This window comes from Humisphaera borealis, from assembly GCF_015169395.1.
Lineage (GTDB): Bacteria > Planctomycetota > Phycisphaerae > Tepidisphaerales > Tepidisphaeraceae > Humisphaera > Humisphaera borealis.
The window spans coordinates 5,686,073-5,701,253 of record NZ_CP063458.1 but is presented as its reverse complement, the minus strand read 5'-3'; the positions used below and the strand labels follow the sequence as shown (position 1 = coordinate 5,701,253).

Here is a 15,181-nt window from a genome sequence, read left to right as displayed (position 1 = left end):
GTGCCTTGGTCTGGCTTGCAGCTTCTGAAATAGAGCTTTCCCATCGAATGCGTGAGCGGAGGGTTGCCAGTCCGCTAAATGATGGTGGTTCGGCCTCCCGATCGAAATCTTGCAGGAATCCGCGTGGAGTAGGTTGATGAAGAAGGTCATTCAGTTCGGGGCGTTGCTGGCTGGAACCGTCCTGGTTTTGCTTCTCTGCAGCAAGACAGGGTTTCTGGAGTTCAACGCACAGCAGATCCAGAGCGTCGCGATCTTCTCCTGCTTCATTTATGGAACGCTGCTCTTTGGGGAGTTCCGTCTCGCATTCGCATTCGCGGGCATCGCACTGCTGCTTGGGCTGGATCTGGTGACCGTGCAGGGGTTCACCGAAGCGGCAAATCTCAAGGTGATCATCTTTCTCATCGGGATGTTCCTGGTCATCGGGTATCTCGAGGAGAACCAGTTCTTCGAACACATCGTGGCCTGGATCGTCGCGCGGGTGGGGCCGCGCCCAAAGTCGTTGCTGCTGGTGCTGATGATCATGGCGACCGTTTCGGCCGCACTGGTGGACGAAGTCACCAGCATCCTGTTCATGACCGGCACGATGCTCCACCTGACCACCAAGTACAAGCTTAAGCCGGCTCCTTTCATCATCATGCTCGTGTTCGCGACGAATATTGGTTCGGCGGCCAGCAGCATCGGTAATCCGATCGGTGTGATGATCGCGCTGAACGCCGGATTTTCGTTTGTTGAGTTTCTCCGATGGAGCGCCCCGATTGCTTTGGTGGTGAATGTCGCGACCTATCTGATCTGCCGCTGGTGGTATGCCGACGCGTTCAAAGCGTTCGCCGACGCCGTGCAAGCCGAGCACGAGGCGTTACAGGCAAAAAAGGCCGCGCGCCTTGCGGCGTCGGCGGCGCTCGTCTCCGGTGGCGGTGCGCTGGCGATGTCGGGTGGCGGAAGTGCGTCAGGTCCGGTCGATCCTGAGGAGTTCATTGACGACGAGGCATTTGCCGAGGACGTCGAACCCTCGTTCGACCACGACCCGGAGGCATTGCGACAGCTCCAGATCTCCTGGCTGGTGTTCGGATTGACGATCCTGGGGCTCGTGACCCACGGCCTGACCGAGAAGCTGCTCCACATCAAGGAAGGCAGCATGTTGATCGGTGTGTCGCTGGCGATGGGCTCGGTTGTGCTGTTCCTCCGCCGTGAGAAAGCCCGTGAGCTTGTCGAACGCCGGGTGGACTGGTGGACCCTGTCGTTCTTCATGATGCTGTTCGCGTCGGTCGGAACCCTGCAGCACACGGGCGTAACGAAGGTGATCGCCGACAGGCTCATCGAGAGCACTGGTGGCAACCAGCTCCTGCTGATCAATATTGTCGGATGGGCGACTGGTTGGTTGAGCGCGTTCCTGGACAACGTGCTGGCGGTGGCGACCTTCATGCCGGTGGTACATGACGTACGGCTGAGCTGGGCCAGTGGCAACCCCGGTGCCACCGGGTATCCAGAAGCGATCTACTGGATGATGCTGTTTGGTGGTACATTCATGGGCAATATGACGGTGATCGGGAGCACCGCGAACATTATTGCCGTGGGCGTGCTGGAGAAGCGCGGGCACGGCACCATCCGGTTCGGGGAATGGTTTAAGATCGGGTTCATTGTGAGTATTGTTTCGATGGCCATCGCGACAGTACTTCTGGGCGTGCAGACGCACTGGTTCACGACACCGTTGCTTCCACCGCCCACGTCCGGGCCGAGTGTCAGCCATTAAGGACAAGTTCGCTGAAAGGCGAACGACGGAGTCTGGAAATCGTGTTCGTGTGTTCGCCCGCAGACCGTTCATTCCGCCACGTGACCTATGCCAAGTAACAATCCTCTGATCATCGACCCTACTGTCGACCTGGGCAAACTGCTGGCCGACCTGATCGGGGACACCGGAGGTCTTCAGCCTCTGATGGGCGGATACCGAATTCGAGTGTTCCACAACGGCGCATTCCCCTGGGACAGCGTTTTCAAAACGCTGCTGTTTCGCGATTTCAAAATTTACGTCACCAATCACAAGGCGGATATCGCGATCGAGGCGCAGCCTTAACCATCGAGGCGCAGCCTTAACCGTTGTGCCAGTGGCGGACGGCTTGCCCCGAGCGACCGTTCGAAGTTGACCGTGAAGACAGGGGAACTGACCTGCCGGCAACGGCTGAGGGATCAACGCTTTCGCGCACCACGCCCACGCGCGACTCAAAATATTGACAGGACATATCCATTCGCCACGCTTAAAGGTACGCTAAAGCAAGGACCCAGTCGTCCTTGGCCCACCTTGGAACGATACCTGTTGGAGCTTCGCAATGGCCGGACATGGTGGTCGGCGTTATGCGGTCGCACTCATTGCCGTCGCCATCGCCGGAATGCTTCGGCTGATGATGCGGCCGATCATTGAGACCGAAGCGCCTTTCCTGCTGTTTTTCGCAGCCGTGATGGCGTCGGGTTGGTACGGCGGCTTCAGGCCTGCGATTTTCGCAACATTCATGTCGGCGATCGTCGTGAGCGCGTTCTTCATGGAGCAGATGAATCCGCCGGGCTTACTTGAAGCCGACACCTGGCGGCTACTGCGTCTGGCGATCTTTCTTTTCGAAGGGACGATCACCAGCGCGTTGTGCGGACAGTTGCACTCTGCGCGAATGCGTGCTGAGAAGAGCGCCGCCGAAGCGAGGGAGCTCGAGCGAACGGTCGAGGAGATTTCCGAAGCCGAACAACGTCGGATCGGCCAGGATCTGCACGACGGGCTGGGGCAGCACCTGACCGGGGTCGCGTTCCTGAGTAAAGCATTGCAGCAGAAGTTGCACTTGGACCGCCGTCCTGAAGCGGCCGAGGCCGCGACGATCAACGACCTGGTGAACGAATCGATCCGATGGACGCGAGACCTGGCCAGGGGTCTGGCACCCATGGACCTCGACCGTACATGCCTGCCCGAGTCGCTGCGGGAACTTGCCCGCAAAACCTCGCGCATGTTTAACGTCGAGTGTGCTTACGAGGGTGTTGAGCAGGTCGAAGTCGCCGACGACGCCGTCGCCCTCAACCTCTACCGCGTCGCCCAGGAGGCCGTCAGCAACGGCGTTAAGCATGGCAAAGCGCGTCATGTGACCATCGACCTGGAAGTGGACCAGGATCTGGTGCTTTCGATTCAGGACGATGGCGTTGGCTTCGAGTACTTGCCCGGGAAACAGCATGTTCGACGCGATAGTGCCGGGACCGCGATCAGTGGGATGGGCTTGCTCGTGATGCGCTACCGGGCCGGTGTGATCGGCGGCAAGCTGGAGATAGAATCCTCCCCGGATAAAGGTACGATCGTAAGATGCCGGCTGGCCGGCAGTGAAACAGCAGTTCGCGGAGTTGGCAGCCTGGTTGGGCCGACCACAAGCGGCCAGGGCCGGTTTGCTTCGAGTGGTGGCCCCCTTCGCATGCAGCGACCATCCGCGCTAGAGGAAAACACCGCATGACGGTATCCAATACGAACAAAACTGACACGCCCGACACGTCAACCGAACTGCTGGGCGCGTCCACCACGGCCTCCCCTGCTGTCGGCCGAAAGGCCCGGCTCCTGCTGGTGGACGACCATCCGATCGTCCGGCAGGGCCTGGCGCTGATGCTGTCCGGAGAGCCCGACCTGGACGTCGTGGGGCAGGCTGAAGACGTACCCGGCGCACTCAGGCTGACGGCCGAGGTGTCCCCCGATCTGGTCGTCGCCGATCTGTCGATGTCGGGCCTTAGCGGCCTTGACCTCCTCAAGGAGATCAAGCTGAAGCACGGGAATCTGCCGGTCCTGATGCTTTCGATGCACGATGAAACCGTCCAGGCGGAGCGGGCATTAAGGGCTGGGGCTCGCGGCTACGTCATGAAGCAGGAAGCGACGGGGACGATCATCACCGCAATCCGGCAGGTCCTTGCCGGGCACATCTACCTCAGCGATCGGATGAGCAGCAAATTGCTGGGCAAGTTGGCGGGCAATGCCTCGCTCGGATCGTCGTCGCCGATCGAGCGACTTAGCGACCGCGAGTTTCAGGTGTTTACCTTGATCGGCCAGGGCATTGGCCCCCGCGCGATCGCCGAAAAGCTGGGTCTAAGCGTCAAAACCGTCGAAGCGCATCGTGAGAACATCAAGGCGAAGTTGGGTCTGGGGAGCGGTAACGAACTGATTCGATACGCGATGCAATACCAGATGGACCAAACCGCGGTGCCGACTTAGCGGGAAACAGTGAGCCCTTGGGTGGGTGTACGAGGCGCATGACGCTGCACTGTTGCGGCGCAGCGAACGCAGCGCCGTCTGTTATTGCACAATTTTTCGGCACATGCCGTTTGCCGCCTAGTTCGGACCCCTGGAAAATGTCGGTCATTTCGCGTTCGAATCCGATCCGGCAGGCATGTACGTGCCCGTTGGCATGTGGTTTGTGAAGTATAAAGCAGAGAGTTATTGTCCTATACTCGCTTACCAGGATAAGTGCCGTGCGCAGTCGCACGGGGATGCAAGGACGAGTTTTTCCGAGGATGGCCATGCAGATGATTGAAGCGGTGATCAAGCCCAACAAGCTTGATGCGGTTAAGACGGCTCTTGCACAGTTGGGCATTCTTGGGATGACGGCTGTCGAATGTAAAGGCTTCGGTCGGCAGTTGGGTCATACCGAACGCTATCGGGGCGGCAAGATGGACGTCGGCTTCGTTCCAAAAATCCTGCTCAAGATCGCCGTGAAAGCTGCTGATGTGGCGCCGGCGGTCGAGGCCATCCAGACCGCCGCCCGCAGCGGCGCTGTCGGCGACGGCAAGATCTTCGTGTACCCCATCGCCCAGGCATTCCGTATCCGCACGGGCGAAGAGGGCGAAATCGCTCTGTAAGTTCGCGATATCCTGTGTTCCGTCCATAGCCGGGAACTGCCTCATCCGCTTCGGAGATGGCACCGTTTTCTCGGCCGCCCATTGGCGCTCTGATGGCGCCGGGCACATGCTGTACTGTTGCGCTCTGGTTTACAGGGTCGCCTCCTTCAGTGAAGATTCCGGGCGTCGGCGCGAGACATCGTGCCGACGCCCGACTCATTTCTCGAACGGAGGACCTTCGTGCGCGCACCCATCGCAAAAACGTCGGCGGTTGTCGTTCTCGTTTGCGCCACTCTTGTCGTGATCGCCGCTCTGAATGCGGCAACGACTACCGGTGCGGCGGCGGGTCCGAACCAGCAGAAGCCTTGGGACCAGATTCTGGGGCCCTCCCAAGGAACGCTACCGCCACCCCGCAAAGGCCTGGAAACAACCATCGAGCTTCCCACCCTTCGAAAGGAAGTGGCCAGAACCTCGATCAAGTGGGAAACCGATCTCGCCGAGGCGATGCGCATTGCGAAAGCTGAGAACCGCCCGATCTTTGTGACCTTCCGTTGCCTGCCCTGCAAGAGTTGTTCTGAGTTCGACAAGACCGTTCTGGAAGGTGGTCCCGACCTCAATCCACTGTTCCAGCAGTTTGTCACCCTGCGTCTGACAGGCACGCAGGATGTCGATCTGCGCATCCTCAGGATGTCCGAGTTCCAGGACATGGACGTCTCCTGGTGGAGCTGGTTCCTGTCCCCCGAGGGCAAAATCTACGGTGTCTTCGGCGGGCGGGATAAGTCTGGTGACCAGGGCAGAACCAGCAAGCAGTCCCTCATCATGACGATGAACCGCGTGCTGGCGCATCACTACGACCCGCGTCGGATGGGGTGGGATGTTGATGGCACCCTGCCCGATCTTGCGAGCAAACGAGTGACGCCGGTGACACTACCTGGTTTCGACAACTGGCTCAAACACCGTGGGAACGCCGAGGGCTACAAGACGCAGGGGTGCGTCCATTGCCATCAGGCGTCGGAGATCATGCGGCAGGGTGAGATCGACCTGGGTCAGTTCGACAAGAATCGCGACCTGGGAATCTGGCCATTCCCCGAAAACATTGGCGCAGTTGTGGATCGCGACGACGGCCTGAAGCTGACCAAGGTGATCGACCCCTCCCCCGCCGCCCGAATCGCACTTAAGCCTGGCGACGTCCTTGCCGCCGCCGACGGCCGCCGACTCTTCAGCCAGGCCGATTTCCGTGCCGTCCTCCATCGCGCGGCCAAGACCGGACCGACCCAGATCAATCTCCATTGGCTTCGTGATGGGAAGGTGATGTCCGGTACGCTGGTCCTCGACGGCGATTGGCGTGCGACCGACCTGACCTGGCGCGCGAGTGTTGTCGGCGGGAACATCGGCGCTTTCCCGGGTTTCTGGGCCAACGACGCCGGAGTGATGCGGCAGCGTCTTGAACTTCCCGCCGACACCATGGCGATCAAACCGTACATCGGGCCGAAGCAAGTCACCGGCCCGGCCTATGTCGCCGGCCTTCGCGCGACGGATATTGTCACGTCCGTAAACGGCGAGACCCGGAACATGCAGCCCGGCGAGTTCCTGGTTTGGTTCCGCAAGAAGTTCGAGCCAGGGGACGAGATCACGCTCACCGTTCGAAATGACAGCGGAAAAGTGCGCGAGGTCAAGTACAAAGCCGAGCGGTGAGATGCGGAGCGGCTACGCGGAACCAAGCCGGTAAGTCATGGAGGAAATGGCGTCTCTGTCGCGCCGAGCACGGCCAGCGTTCGGCCATTCTGGACGTAACCGATCACCTTCGCGTTGCGCGGGTTCATATCGGCAGGAAACGAGACTTCGACCCGGCCCTTGCTGGCATCAAGGGGCGCGGTCAGAAACCCGCGGACGGTGTCGTGAGTCAACGAACGCCTGGCGTTCTCGCCGCGGGTCACGACGGAAGTCAAGCCACGCTCAACAACCGCGACGTTGATAACGGCCCCCTCGATTGAACCTGCGACTTCGTAGCCAACCTGGATCGAGGACTTTTTACCCTTCTCGGGCTTTATCGACACGCCGACGAGCGCCGGACGGCTGAGCGCCGTAGCGACCTGCCTCGATGCCTCGCGGGCATCCGAGCCTACGAACTCCGAGGAACCATTGACGACCAACTGTGGCGTGTAGAGTTGCCTGGTGTTCATCGCCGCGGCGTAGGCGCGCTGACGTGCGGTGGACTCCGCCGACGAAAATCGGTCCTTCCAGCCCAGCCGATCCCAGTAGTCGACATGGAACGCAAGTGGATAGACCGGCGATTGCTGCTGGGCCGCTTTGCCGACCCAGTCGTTAAGGACCTGATCTGCCGGGGGGCAGCTTGAACATCCCTCTGACGTGAAGAGCTCCAGCACCGCGATTCCGGGGAACTGCCCCGCGGCTGGTGCCGTCGCCGGCTGTCCGGAAGGAGCCGCTCGCAATCCGTTGGTGAAGATGACGGAGCAGGCCAATGTCAGTAACGTCAAACCACTCAATAGCAGTAGCCGTATGGTCACGCGGGTCTCCAAAGAAGGGGACGCCCCGTACGCGACTACGGTCCGAGCGCTATCGATTATTCCCGGGGATCAAAGCGATCAGATATCGAAATACATGCAGAACTCGTACGGGTGTGGCCGCACGCGGATCGCTTCGACTTCGTTCTCGCGCTTGTACTTGATCCAGTAGTGGATCACGTCCGCCGTGAACACGTCACCCGAGAGCAGGAAGTCGTGGTCATTCTCCAGCGCGTCGAGCGCTTCTTCGAGGTTGATCGGTGCCGACTGCAGTTTCTCGTATTCGGCACTGGTCAGGCGATAGATGTCTTTGTCGAGCGGGTCGCCGGGATCGATCTTGTTCTGAATGCCGTCGATCGCGGCCATCGTCATGGCGCTGAACGCGAGATACGGGTTGCAGGAGCTGTCGGGGCAGCGGAACTCGATGCGCTTGGTCTGCACCTTCTCGCTGTACATCGGAATACGGATGGCCGCCGAGCGGTTGCGGCTGCTGTAAACCAGGTTCACCGGGGCTTCGTAGCCGGGCACAAGTCGCTTGTAGCTGTTGGTCGTCGGGTTACACAGCGCACACAAAGCCCGCGCGTGCTTCAGGATTCCGCCAATCGCCCAGAGGCCGAGTTGGCTGAGCCCGGCGTACTTGTTGCCGGCGAACAGGGGCTTATCGCCCTTCCAGAGCGAAAAGTGGATGTGCATGCCGCTTCCATTGTCCTGGAACAACGGCTTGGGCATGAACGTCGCCACCTTGCCGTGGCGCGCCGCCACGTTCTTGGCGACGTACTTATAGATCATCACGTTATCTGCCATCTTCAGCAGATCCTGGTACCGCATGTCGATTTCGCACTGCCCGCCGGTGGCGACTTCGTGGTGGTGGGCTTCGACCGGGATGCCGAGGTTGATCAGTTCCGAGACCATCTCCGACCGGATGTTGTGCATCGTGTCGATCGGCGGACAGGGGAAGTACCCTTCCTTTAACCGGATCTTCTGCCCCAGATTGGTGACGTCTTCGTCCCCTCGCGTCCAGATGCCTTCGCGGCTGCCGACCTGATACTTGGCGTAGTTGATGCCCTGGTCGTACCAGGCGTAATCGAAGATGAAGAACTCAAGCTCAGGGCCGAACATTGCGCGGTCGGCGATCTTCGTTTTCTGCAGGAACGAGACCGCCTTGCGTGCGATCGATCGCGGGTCGCGGCTGTATTCCTTCTTCGTGATCGGGTCGCGCACGTCGCTGATCATCGACAGCGTCGTATGCTGCATGAACGGGTCGATTCGCGCCGTATCGGCCACCGGCACGAGCAGCATGTCCGACTCATTGATCGCCTGCCAGCCGCGGATCGACGAACCGTCGAAACCAAAGCCGTGGTTGAAGCTCTCGAGCGTCAGTTCCGAGACCGGCAGCGTCAGGTGCTGCCAGAGTCCGGGGAAATCCATGAAACGAAGATCGATGAACTGGACCTTCTTCTGCTCGATCATCTTCAACACATCGCGCGGCGTCATGCGGGGGTTCTCCCAAGAGCGGTTAGATCGGAATATCGATGCTATCCGCGGCGGCAGTGGTGGTAAAGGACGTCCATGACCTGGCATCGATGCAGGCCGCCCCCGATTCCCGCCCGATGGGCCAGTTTGTTCCAACCGCGGTCCTCCGGCCTGCTTTCTGCATCTTTGCGGTGATGCTACCTTCCCGGTATGCCGCATCTACTGGCTTGGGCGTGTCTGGCGGGTTTGATTGCTGTCATCGCAGGATGCCAGGCATCCACCGATCGGTACGACCTTATCGTCCGCAACGGCCGGATCGCGGATGGTTCGGGCAAACCTGCCTACCGGGCGGATGTCGCGATCAGAGGCGGGCGAATTGCCGCAATCGGTGCGTTCCCCGAAGACGCTGCCCCCGTGTCAATCGACGCGACTGGGAAAATCGTCGCACCGGGGTTTATTGACGTTCATACCCACGTTGACGGCGACATCCACGACGCCCCGGCCGCCGAACACTTCGTCCGCGATGGCGTGACGACCATCGTCAGCGGCAACTGCGGCGGCAGCGTCAAAGACGTCGCCGCGTACTTCGACCGGATTTCCAAACGAGGCACCGGGCTCAACGTCGCCACGCTCTACGGCCACAATACGGTGCTGAGAACGGTCAAAGGAGATCGCAAGGGCGAACTGAGCCCCGAGCAGTTGGCCAGCGCCAAAGAGCTTGTCCGGCAGGCGATGAGAGACGGCGCCGTCGGGCTGTCCACCGGGCTGATCTACAACCCGGGCCAGTTCAGTTCGACCGAAGAAATCATCGCACTTGCCGCCGTCGCGGGAGAGGCCGGCGGTATCTACGCATCGCACATGCGCAACGAGAGTGGCGGGATTCTTGGCGCGATCGACGAAGCCGTCCGCGTCGGCCGCGAGGCAAAGGTGCCGGTGCAGATCTCGCACTTCAAACTACCCAGCTCGGCGGCGAAGAAAGTCGGCGGTGCCGACGCCACCCTCGGTCGCGTGAACGAAGCGCGGAAGACCGGTCTGGAAATCGGCATCGACCAGTATCCCTACACGGCCTCGAGCACATCCATTTCCACGCTGATTCCGGACGCCTATCTCGAACAGGGCATCGCCAATGCCCGGTCCGGCCTGAAGGACCCCAAGACGTACGAAGAGGTTCTCAAGGCGATGTTGGAGCATCACGGCAAGAAGCAGGGGCGGACGAGCCTCTCGTACGTAGTGGTGGCATATGCCGAGTCGTCGCCGCAGTACAACGGCAAGAACATGGTGCAGATCGCCGAGTGGATTCGCAGTCATCAGAAGGGAACCAACGTCGAACTGCTTCGCGATGTGACCAAGCCGCTCCCCGAGGTGACGTTCGAAGATCAGTGCCGCGCGGTGCTGGACGTCTTCAAGAGCGATAACGCCAGTTGCGTATTCCACACGATGGACGATGCCGAGGTCGAACGCATCATGGCCGATCCGACGGTCGCGATCGCTTCGGATTCCGGGCTGCGGCAGTTCGGCGTCGGCGTGCCGCACCCGCGTGGCTATGGCACCAACGCCCGTGTGCTCGGTCGATACGCCCGGGAGAAGAAGCTGTTCACGATCGAAGAGGCGGTGCGAAAGATGACCTCGCTCCCCGCCGCCACATTCCGGTTTGCCGACCGAGGGACCATCAAGGAGGGATTTGTCGCCGACCTGGCGATCTTCGACCCGGCGACCGTGATCGATGCCGCGACGTTCGAAAAGCCACACCAGTATTCGCTCGGGATCACCGACGTGATCGTCAATGGCGTGCCGGTGCTTCGGGACGGCCAGATGACCGGAAAACTTCCCGGGCGTCCGGTGCTCGGGCCCGGAGCCAAGCCAACGAAGTGATGCAGCCGAATCTTGTGGCATGGGCATGCACGCATGCCCGTGTCTTCGGTCCCATCGGCCGACACGGGCAAGCGTACTTGCCCATGCCACAATCGTTACAACCGCCCCGCCACTACACCGCCACGCCACTACCCGAATACCCTACAGCCCCACTACACTGATGCCATGCCCATCCTTGGCCACGGCATCGATATCGTCGAAACGTCACGCATCAAGAAGCTCGTCGAAAACCACGGCGAGCACTTCCTCGACCGCGTCTTCACCCCGGCCGAACAGGCCTACTGCAACAAGAACCCCAAACGCTACTTCGAACACCTCGCCGGCCGCTTCGCCGCGAAGGAAGCGGTGCTGAAAGTCATCGGCACCGGCTGGCGTGGCGGCATCGCCTGGACGGACATCGAAGTGGTGAAGGAACTCAGCGGGCAACCCAAGATCAAGCTGACCGGGGAAAGCCTGCGGATCGCGACGGAAATGGGCATCAGTCGCTGGCACCTGAGCATCAGTCACATCGAAACGCACGCGACGGCGAGCGCGATCGGTTTGCGCGCGGAGGCGTAATGGATCTGTCGCCCCAGAACGATTCAACCCCTACCGCCCCGCCGACTTTGCGAATCGGCCGCGACGGCTTGGTATTGGCCACCCTCACGGTCGCGGCGAGCGTGCTGGCAGCGACGATGTACCTCGGCGGACTGGCGGGATGGCTCGAGGCGGTCGCGTTCATCTCCGGCGCGGTATGCGTCTGGCTGACGGTCCGAGAGAATGTCTGGAACTTCCCAATCGGGCTCCTCAACGTCGCCGTCTTCGCCGTCGTGTTTTTTCGCGTTGGCCTCTACGGCGATGCCGGGTTGCAGATCGTGTATTTCGTGCTCGGCGTGATCGGGTGGTACCTCTGGCTTTACGGCGGCCAGCGTCGAACGGCGCTCACCATCAGCAGGGTTTCACGACAGGAGGCGATCGTCGTCACGATCGTCGGCATTGCCCTGACGATACTGCTTTGGCAGACGCTCCATCTTTTGGGTGGTTCGGCGTCGTTTTGGGATGCCCTCACCACCTCGCTCAGTCTTTGTGCGCAGTGGTTGCTCAATCGAAAGCGACTCGAAAGTTGGTATTGCTGGATCGCTGTCGATCTGATTTACATTCCACTCTACCTCTACAAGGACCTGCGTCTGACATCGTTGCTGTACGCCATCTTTCTTTGCATGGCCACGATGGGCTTTCTGCAGTGGAGGGCTCGCTCTCGGGCACTCTTACGGGCGACGACCGACCGTAGCGCTCCCCCGCCGCAAGCCTCGGCCGAGGCGGCGATATGACGCTCGGTTTTGTCGTCGGCAAGTTCTATCCGCCACATCGCGGCCACAAGTATCTGATTGACATCGCGCGGCGACAGGTTGATGAACTGATCGTGATGCTCTGCCATCATCCGAGCCAGAAGATCCCCGGTGAGTTGCGTCGTGACTGGCTTCGCGAGATTCACCCTGACTGCCAGATTCACCTTGTCCCTGACGAACTCGAAGATGACAGCCGGCAGTGGGCGGACTTTACGGTTCGCTACCTCGGGCGGTCACCGGACGTGGTCTTCAGCAGCGAGAGCTACGGCCCGGTCTTCGCGAGCCTGATGGGGTCGCGACACGTGATGGTCGATCAGCCGCGAGAGGCCGTGCCGATTTCTGGTACCCGGGTTCGGCGATCGCCGCTGGATTACCTCGATAGGTTGGAGCCGTGCGTCCGGGCTCATTTTGTTCGGCGGGTGGTGCTGATAGGTGCCGAATCGACAGGCAAGACGACGTTGGCCGCTCGGCTGGCGGATCGGTTCGACACGCTATGGGTGCCCGAGTACGGCCGCGAGTACTGGCAGAAGAAGGTTGCCGGCCTGTCGATGGATGGAGAGTTGCCCGGCTGGACCAGCGATGAGTTTGCCCAGATCGCCGGCGAACAACAGCGGCGGGAAAACGATGCCGCTCGGGCGGCGAACAAGGTTCTCTTCTGCGATACCAATGCTTTTGCGACGGGCACCTGGCACGAGCGGTATGTCGGCCATCGCGATTCGGAGGTGGACGCCATCGGGAACCGCGATCGCGTGGATCTCTACCTGTTACCGATACCCGATTTTCCGTTCGTGCAGGACGGATTTCGCGACGGCGAACACATTCGCGACTGGATGCACCGCCGATTCGTTGACCAGATTGCATCGCGGCGGACAGCGGTGGTCCTGCTCACCGGGCCCCTTGAACGGCGTCTGGAAGAGGCCGCAATAGCGGTCGAATCGTTACTGAAGACGCCGTTCGATCTCTGAAGCTCTCACCTCTTGACCGAACGCAGCTCCGCCAGCATGTTGCAAAAGAGTTGCCCCTGCCCAATCGCATCGTCGAGGGCGACATGCGTGTGCGGCGTTTCGTCGAACCAGCGGCTGGGCATGTTGCGCTTGGTCGCGTCGCGGTACGGCTTGCCGAGCATGACCATCGCCATCGTCTTGATGTCCAGCGCCGAATGGCTGAAAGGGCTCTCGCCGGCGAAGCGGATGAGGTACCAGTAGACGAACAGGAAATCGAACGCGACGGGATACCCGACAAACACCGGTTTGCCCGGCAGGCTTCTGAGCCAGGCGACGTACTCGGTCATGACGACTTCGGGCGGGCGTGTATCGGTGCGGCACGCTTCCCAAGCCTTCGGTTGCGACCGCCAGAACTCCATCGTCTTCGGATCGCCGGTGGCACCGGGTAGCAGGTCAAGATTGGCCGAGAACGTGCTGACGAGTTTCTTGTCGGCGGTGAAGGCGGCCGAGGCGAAGGAGAGCATCGAGTTGGGCCCGGGGATCGGGCCGTCGGTTTCGCAGTCGGTGCTGACGTAGATTTCTGGCATGTGTTGCTGTTACCCCTTCGACTTGCCGCCCCCGCTGCCTCAATCCTTCTGCTTCACCGCCCCCAGCTCCTTCGCGATTTCACTTTCCAACTCGTCCAGCTTGCTCATCTCCTGGCTTTCGGCGGCCAAGACGTCGGCCATGATCATGCGGTCGATCTCGCTGTCGGTGACGGCTTCGCTCGATGACGTGGTCTGTCCCGCGGTCTGCTCCATGCTGTCGATGAACACTTCCATCCGCTCTTCCATGCTGCTGGCCTGGGCGACGGCTTTCTCCCACTGAACCTGCGTCTTGGTCAGGTCCATTTCGCCGAACGTGCGGCCGATCTCCTGGGCCATCAGGTTCATCGACTGGGCGAATTCCGCCCCCGCCGCCGCCTGCTGCTGGATGAGCATGGCGTTTTTGATCGACAGCAACTGCCGCTCGAGCATCTTCTTGACCGATGCGGTCTTCTTGAGTGCGTTGCGGATGAACACGTACTGCCCCTCGTCGCCGATCTTCTTGGCGTGCTGGGCGTTTTTGACGAAGTCGGCGGAGAACTTCTCCTGCTGACGGATCGACTTCTCGATCGCCCGCATCCCCGCGCGGATCTTCATCTCGCGCTCGATCTTGCGTTCTTCTTTGCTCTTGAAGAGGCCCATAAGTCACCCTTGTCGAAGAAGGCGGTTGTTCACCACGAAGGAGCACGAAGGTTCACGAAGGAATAGGTTGTCCACGAATGAACACGAATAGTCACGAATCAGACCGAACTATGAAAAGGCTCGTTTGAGAGTCGTGCTCAGCCAGATCCACGAGCGGACAGCGACTACGAAGGGTGCGATCAGTACCAACATGACCCACTCGGCCGCGTTGTTTCGGTGCTGGCATTCATGGCGTTTTGTCGGCTCAATCCTCTCTTCATTCGTGCCCATTCGTGTCCATTCGTGGAAAACTGCTTCGTGATCCTTCGTGGTTGAAAACGTCTTCAAGGCTCGGCCGAAGCCTGCTTGTTTCTGACGGCCTTGTCGGCTTCCTCGAACCCCTGCTTCTCTTCGACGTCGCCTTTGTCCATGTCGTTCCAGATGCTCATCAGCTCGTTGCCGGCAGAGGTCAAGCCTTGGCGGCCCAGCGCGTCCTTGTCGGATTGGGCACCGAGATCGAGCATCTCGTTGAGCCGCTCCATGTACATGTCTTCGGTGACGGCGTCGTCCTCGATCAGCGAGCTGATCTTCGCGACGTCCTTCTCCGTGAGGTTCAGCCGGCCCATCGCCCCGCTGACCTTGGGGGCGTTCTCCTTCAGAATACGTACCCGGCTTACGGTCAGAAGCTCTTTGCTTCGCACGTTCAGTTGCCGGCCGACCTGCAACTGCTCCTGCGTCTTGAGTTCAAACTGCATCGCCAGGGCCTTGCGCAGCTCCGGCGATTTCTGCTGGGCACCCTGTTGGAAGATGTGCTGCTTTTCCTTGGCGAGGCCTTCGATCTTCTTGAACAGCTTGTCACGCTCGCGCGTGATCATGATCTCTTCCCGCCGAAGCTCGGCGGCGGACAGCTCGCTGAGCGTCTTTTCCTTCTTGCCGAAGATCTTGTCGAGAAGGGCCATAAAAAGTAGGCAGTAAGCAGTAAGCAGTGC

The 15,181-nt window shown here is 60.5% G+C and carries 15 protein-coding genes; 10 read left to right on the top strand and 5 right to left on the bottom strand.

Translation table 11 applies throughout. The features are described 5' to 3' along the window. Window positions 1-136: 136 nt before the first annotated feature. From IPV69_RS21390 to IPV69_RS21365, 6 genes are all read left to right on the top strand, one after another. Window positions 137-1,750, top strand: coding sequence for an ArsB/NhaD family transporter (locus tag IPV69_RS21390; protein WP_206291759.1), 1,614 nt, complete (start codon window positions 137-139; stop codon window positions 1,748-1,750). 87 nt (window positions 1,751-1,837) lie between these two features. After that, on the top strand, window positions 1,838-2,071 hold the full coding sequence (locus tag IPV69_RS21385; RefSeq protein ID WP_206291758.1) for a hypothetical protein: 234 nt from the start codon (window positions 1,838-1,840) through the stop codon (window positions 2,069-2,071). Window positions 2,072-2,324: 253 nt separating this feature from the next. Continuing rightward, entirely contained in the window at window positions 2,325-3,476 is a 1,152-nt protein-coding gene (locus tag IPV69_RS21380; protein WP_206291757.1) for an ATP-binding protein, read from the top strand. Continuing rightward, on the top strand, window positions 3,473-4,222 hold the full coding sequence (locus IPV69_RS21375; protein WP_206291756.1) for a response regulator transcription factor: 750 nt from the start codon (window positions 3,473-3,475) through the stop codon (window positions 4,220-4,222). Before IPV69_RS21380 ends, IPV69_RS21375 begins: the two co-directional genes overlap by 4 nt. A 305-nt stretch (window positions 4,223-4,527) precedes the next feature. Further along, window positions 4,528-4,866, top strand: coding sequence for a P-II family nitrogen regulator (locus IPV69_RS21370; RefSeq protein WP_206291755.1), 339 nt, complete (start codon window positions 4,528-4,530; stop codon window positions 4,864-4,866). A gap of 219 nt (window positions 4,867-5,085) precedes the next feature. Continuing rightward, window positions 5,086-6,540 carry a PDZ domain-containing protein gene (locus tag IPV69_RS21365; RefSeq protein ID WP_206291754.1) on the top strand — a complete coding sequence of 485 codons (1,455 nt, stop codon included), beginning with the start codon at window positions 5,086-5,088 and terminating at the stop codon, window positions 6,538-6,540. A 35-nt stretch (window positions 6,541-6,575) separates the two neighbouring features. Here the strand turns inward: IPV69_RS21365 and IPV69_RS21360 are convergent, their stop codons facing one another. Further along, window positions 6,576-7,373 carry a DUF1223 domain-containing protein gene (locus IPV69_RS21360; RefSeq protein WP_206291753.1) on the bottom strand — a complete coding sequence of 266 codons (798 nt, stop codon included), beginning with the start codon at window positions 7,371-7,373 and terminating at the stop codon, window positions 6,576-6,578. Between the two features lie 78 nt (window positions 7,374-7,451). Further along, window positions 7,452-8,864: a type I glutamate--ammonia ligase gene (gene glnA, locus IPV69_RS21355; protein WP_206291752.1), complete on the bottom strand. Its 1,413-nt coding sequence runs from the start codon at window positions 8,862-8,864 to the stop codon at window positions 7,452-7,454. 189 nt (window positions 8,865-9,053) lie between these two features. On the opposite strand from glnA, the gene IPV69_RS21350 reads away from it, so the two are divergent. The 4 genes from IPV69_RS21350 (at window position 9,054) to IPV69_RS21335 (ending at window position 13,008) form a co-directional block, all read left to right on the top strand. Then, the gene (locus IPV69_RS21350; protein WP_206291751.1) at window positions 9,054-10,715 is read left to right on the top strand and encodes an N-acyl-D-amino-acid deacylase family protein; all 1,662 of its coding nucleotides are present in this window, start codon (window positions 9,054-9,056) and stop codon (window positions 10,713-10,715) included. 165 nt (window positions 10,716-10,880) lie between these two features. Next, the gene (acpS, locus tag IPV69_RS21345; RefSeq protein WP_206291750.1) at window positions 10,881-11,273 is read left to right on the top strand and encodes a holo-ACP synthase; all 393 of its coding nucleotides are present in this window, start codon (window positions 10,881-10,883) and stop codon (window positions 11,271-11,273) included. Next, window positions 11,273-12,025, top strand: coding sequence for a nicotinamide riboside transporter PnuC (gene pnuC / locus IPV69_RS21340; RefSeq protein WP_206291749.1), 753 nt, complete (start codon window positions 11,273-11,275; stop codon window positions 12,023-12,025). Before acpS ends, pnuC begins: the two co-directional genes overlap by 1 nt. Beyond that, window positions 12,022-13,008: an AAA family ATPase gene (locus IPV69_RS21335; RefSeq protein ID WP_206291748.1), complete on the top strand. Its 987-nt coding sequence runs from the start codon at window positions 12,022-12,024 to the stop codon at window positions 13,006-13,008. The genes pnuC and IPV69_RS21335 overlap by 4 nt, the downstream gene beginning before the upstream one ends. Window positions 13,009-13,013: 5 nt before the next feature. On the opposite strand, the gene IPV69_RS21330 is transcribed toward IPV69_RS21335, so the two are convergent. From IPV69_RS21330 to IPV69_RS21320, 3 genes are all read right to left on the bottom strand, one after another. Next, on the bottom strand, window positions 13,014-13,574 hold the full coding sequence (locus tag IPV69_RS21330) for a 3'-5' exonuclease family protein (protein WP_206291747.1): 561 nt from the start codon (window positions 13,572-13,574) through the stop codon (window positions 13,014-13,016). A gap of 39 nt (window positions 13,575-13,613) precedes the next feature. Continuing rightward, window positions 13,614-14,213, bottom strand: a complete 600-nt coding sequence (locus tag IPV69_RS21325) for a hypothetical protein (protein WP_206291746.1) — start codon at window positions 14,211-14,213, stop codon at window positions 13,614-13,616. 323 nt (window positions 14,214-14,536) lie between these two features. Beyond that, window positions 14,537-15,151 carry a hypothetical protein gene (locus IPV69_RS21320; RefSeq protein WP_206291745.1) on the bottom strand — a complete coding sequence of 205 codons (615 nt, stop codon included), beginning with the start codon at window positions 15,149-15,151 and terminating at the stop codon, window positions 14,537-14,539. Window positions 15,152-15,181 lie beyond the last annotated feature (30 nt).

What these genes read in the sequence shown, in the direction of transcription:
- IPV69_RS21390 (WP_206291759.1), top strand. Translation starts at nt 137, where the DNA reads ATGAAGAAGGTCATTCAGTTCGGGGCGTTGCTGGCTGGAACCGTCCTG.
- IPV69_RS21385 (WP_206291758.1), top strand. Translation starts at nt 1,838, where the DNA reads ATGCCAAGTAACAATCCTCTGATCATCGACCCTACTGTCGACCTGGGC.
- IPV69_RS21380 (WP_206291757.1), top strand. Translation starts at nt 2,325, where the DNA reads ATGGCCGGACATGGTGGTCGGCGTTATGCGGTCGCACTCATTGCCGTC.
- IPV69_RS21375 (WP_206291756.1), top strand. Translation starts at nt 3,473, where the DNA reads ATGACGGTATCCAATACGAACAAAACTGACACGCCCGACACGTCAACC.
- IPV69_RS21370 (WP_206291755.1), top strand. Translation starts at nt 4,528, where the DNA reads ATGCAGATGATTGAAGCGGTGATCAAGCCCAACAAGCTTGATGCGGTT.
- glnA (WP_206291752.1), bottom strand. Translation starts at nt 8,864, where the DNA reads ATGACGCCGCGCGATGTGTTGAAGATGATCGAGCAGAAGAAGGTCCAG.
- IPV69_RS21350 (WP_206291751.1), top strand. Translation starts at nt 9,054, where the DNA reads ATGCCGCATCTACTGGCTTGGGCGTGTCTGGCGGGTTTGATTGCTGTC.
- acpS (WP_206291750.1), top strand. Translation starts at nt 10,881, where the DNA reads ATGCCCATCCTTGGCCACGGCATCGATATCGTCGAAACGTCACGCATC.
- pnuC (WP_206291749.1), top strand. Translation starts at nt 11,273, where the DNA reads ATGGATCTGTCGCCCCAGAACGATTCAACCCCTACCGCCCCGCCGACT.
- IPV69_RS21335 (WP_206291748.1), top strand. Translation starts at nt 12,022, where the DNA reads ATGACGCTCGGTTTTGTCGTCGGCAAGTTCTATCCGCCACATCGCGGC.
- IPV69_RS21330 (WP_206291747.1), bottom strand. Translation starts at nt 13,574, where the DNA reads ATGCCAGAAATCTACGTCAGCACCGACTGCGAAACCGACGGCCCGATC.
- IPV69_RS21325 (WP_206291746.1), bottom strand. Translation starts at nt 14,213, where the DNA reads ATGGGCCTCTTCAAGAGCAAAGAAGAACGCAAGATCGAGCGCGAGATG.
- IPV69_RS21320 (WP_206291745.1), bottom strand. Translation starts at nt 15,151, where the DNA reads ATGGCCCTTCTCGACAAGATCTTCGGCAAGAAGGAAAAGACGCTCAGC.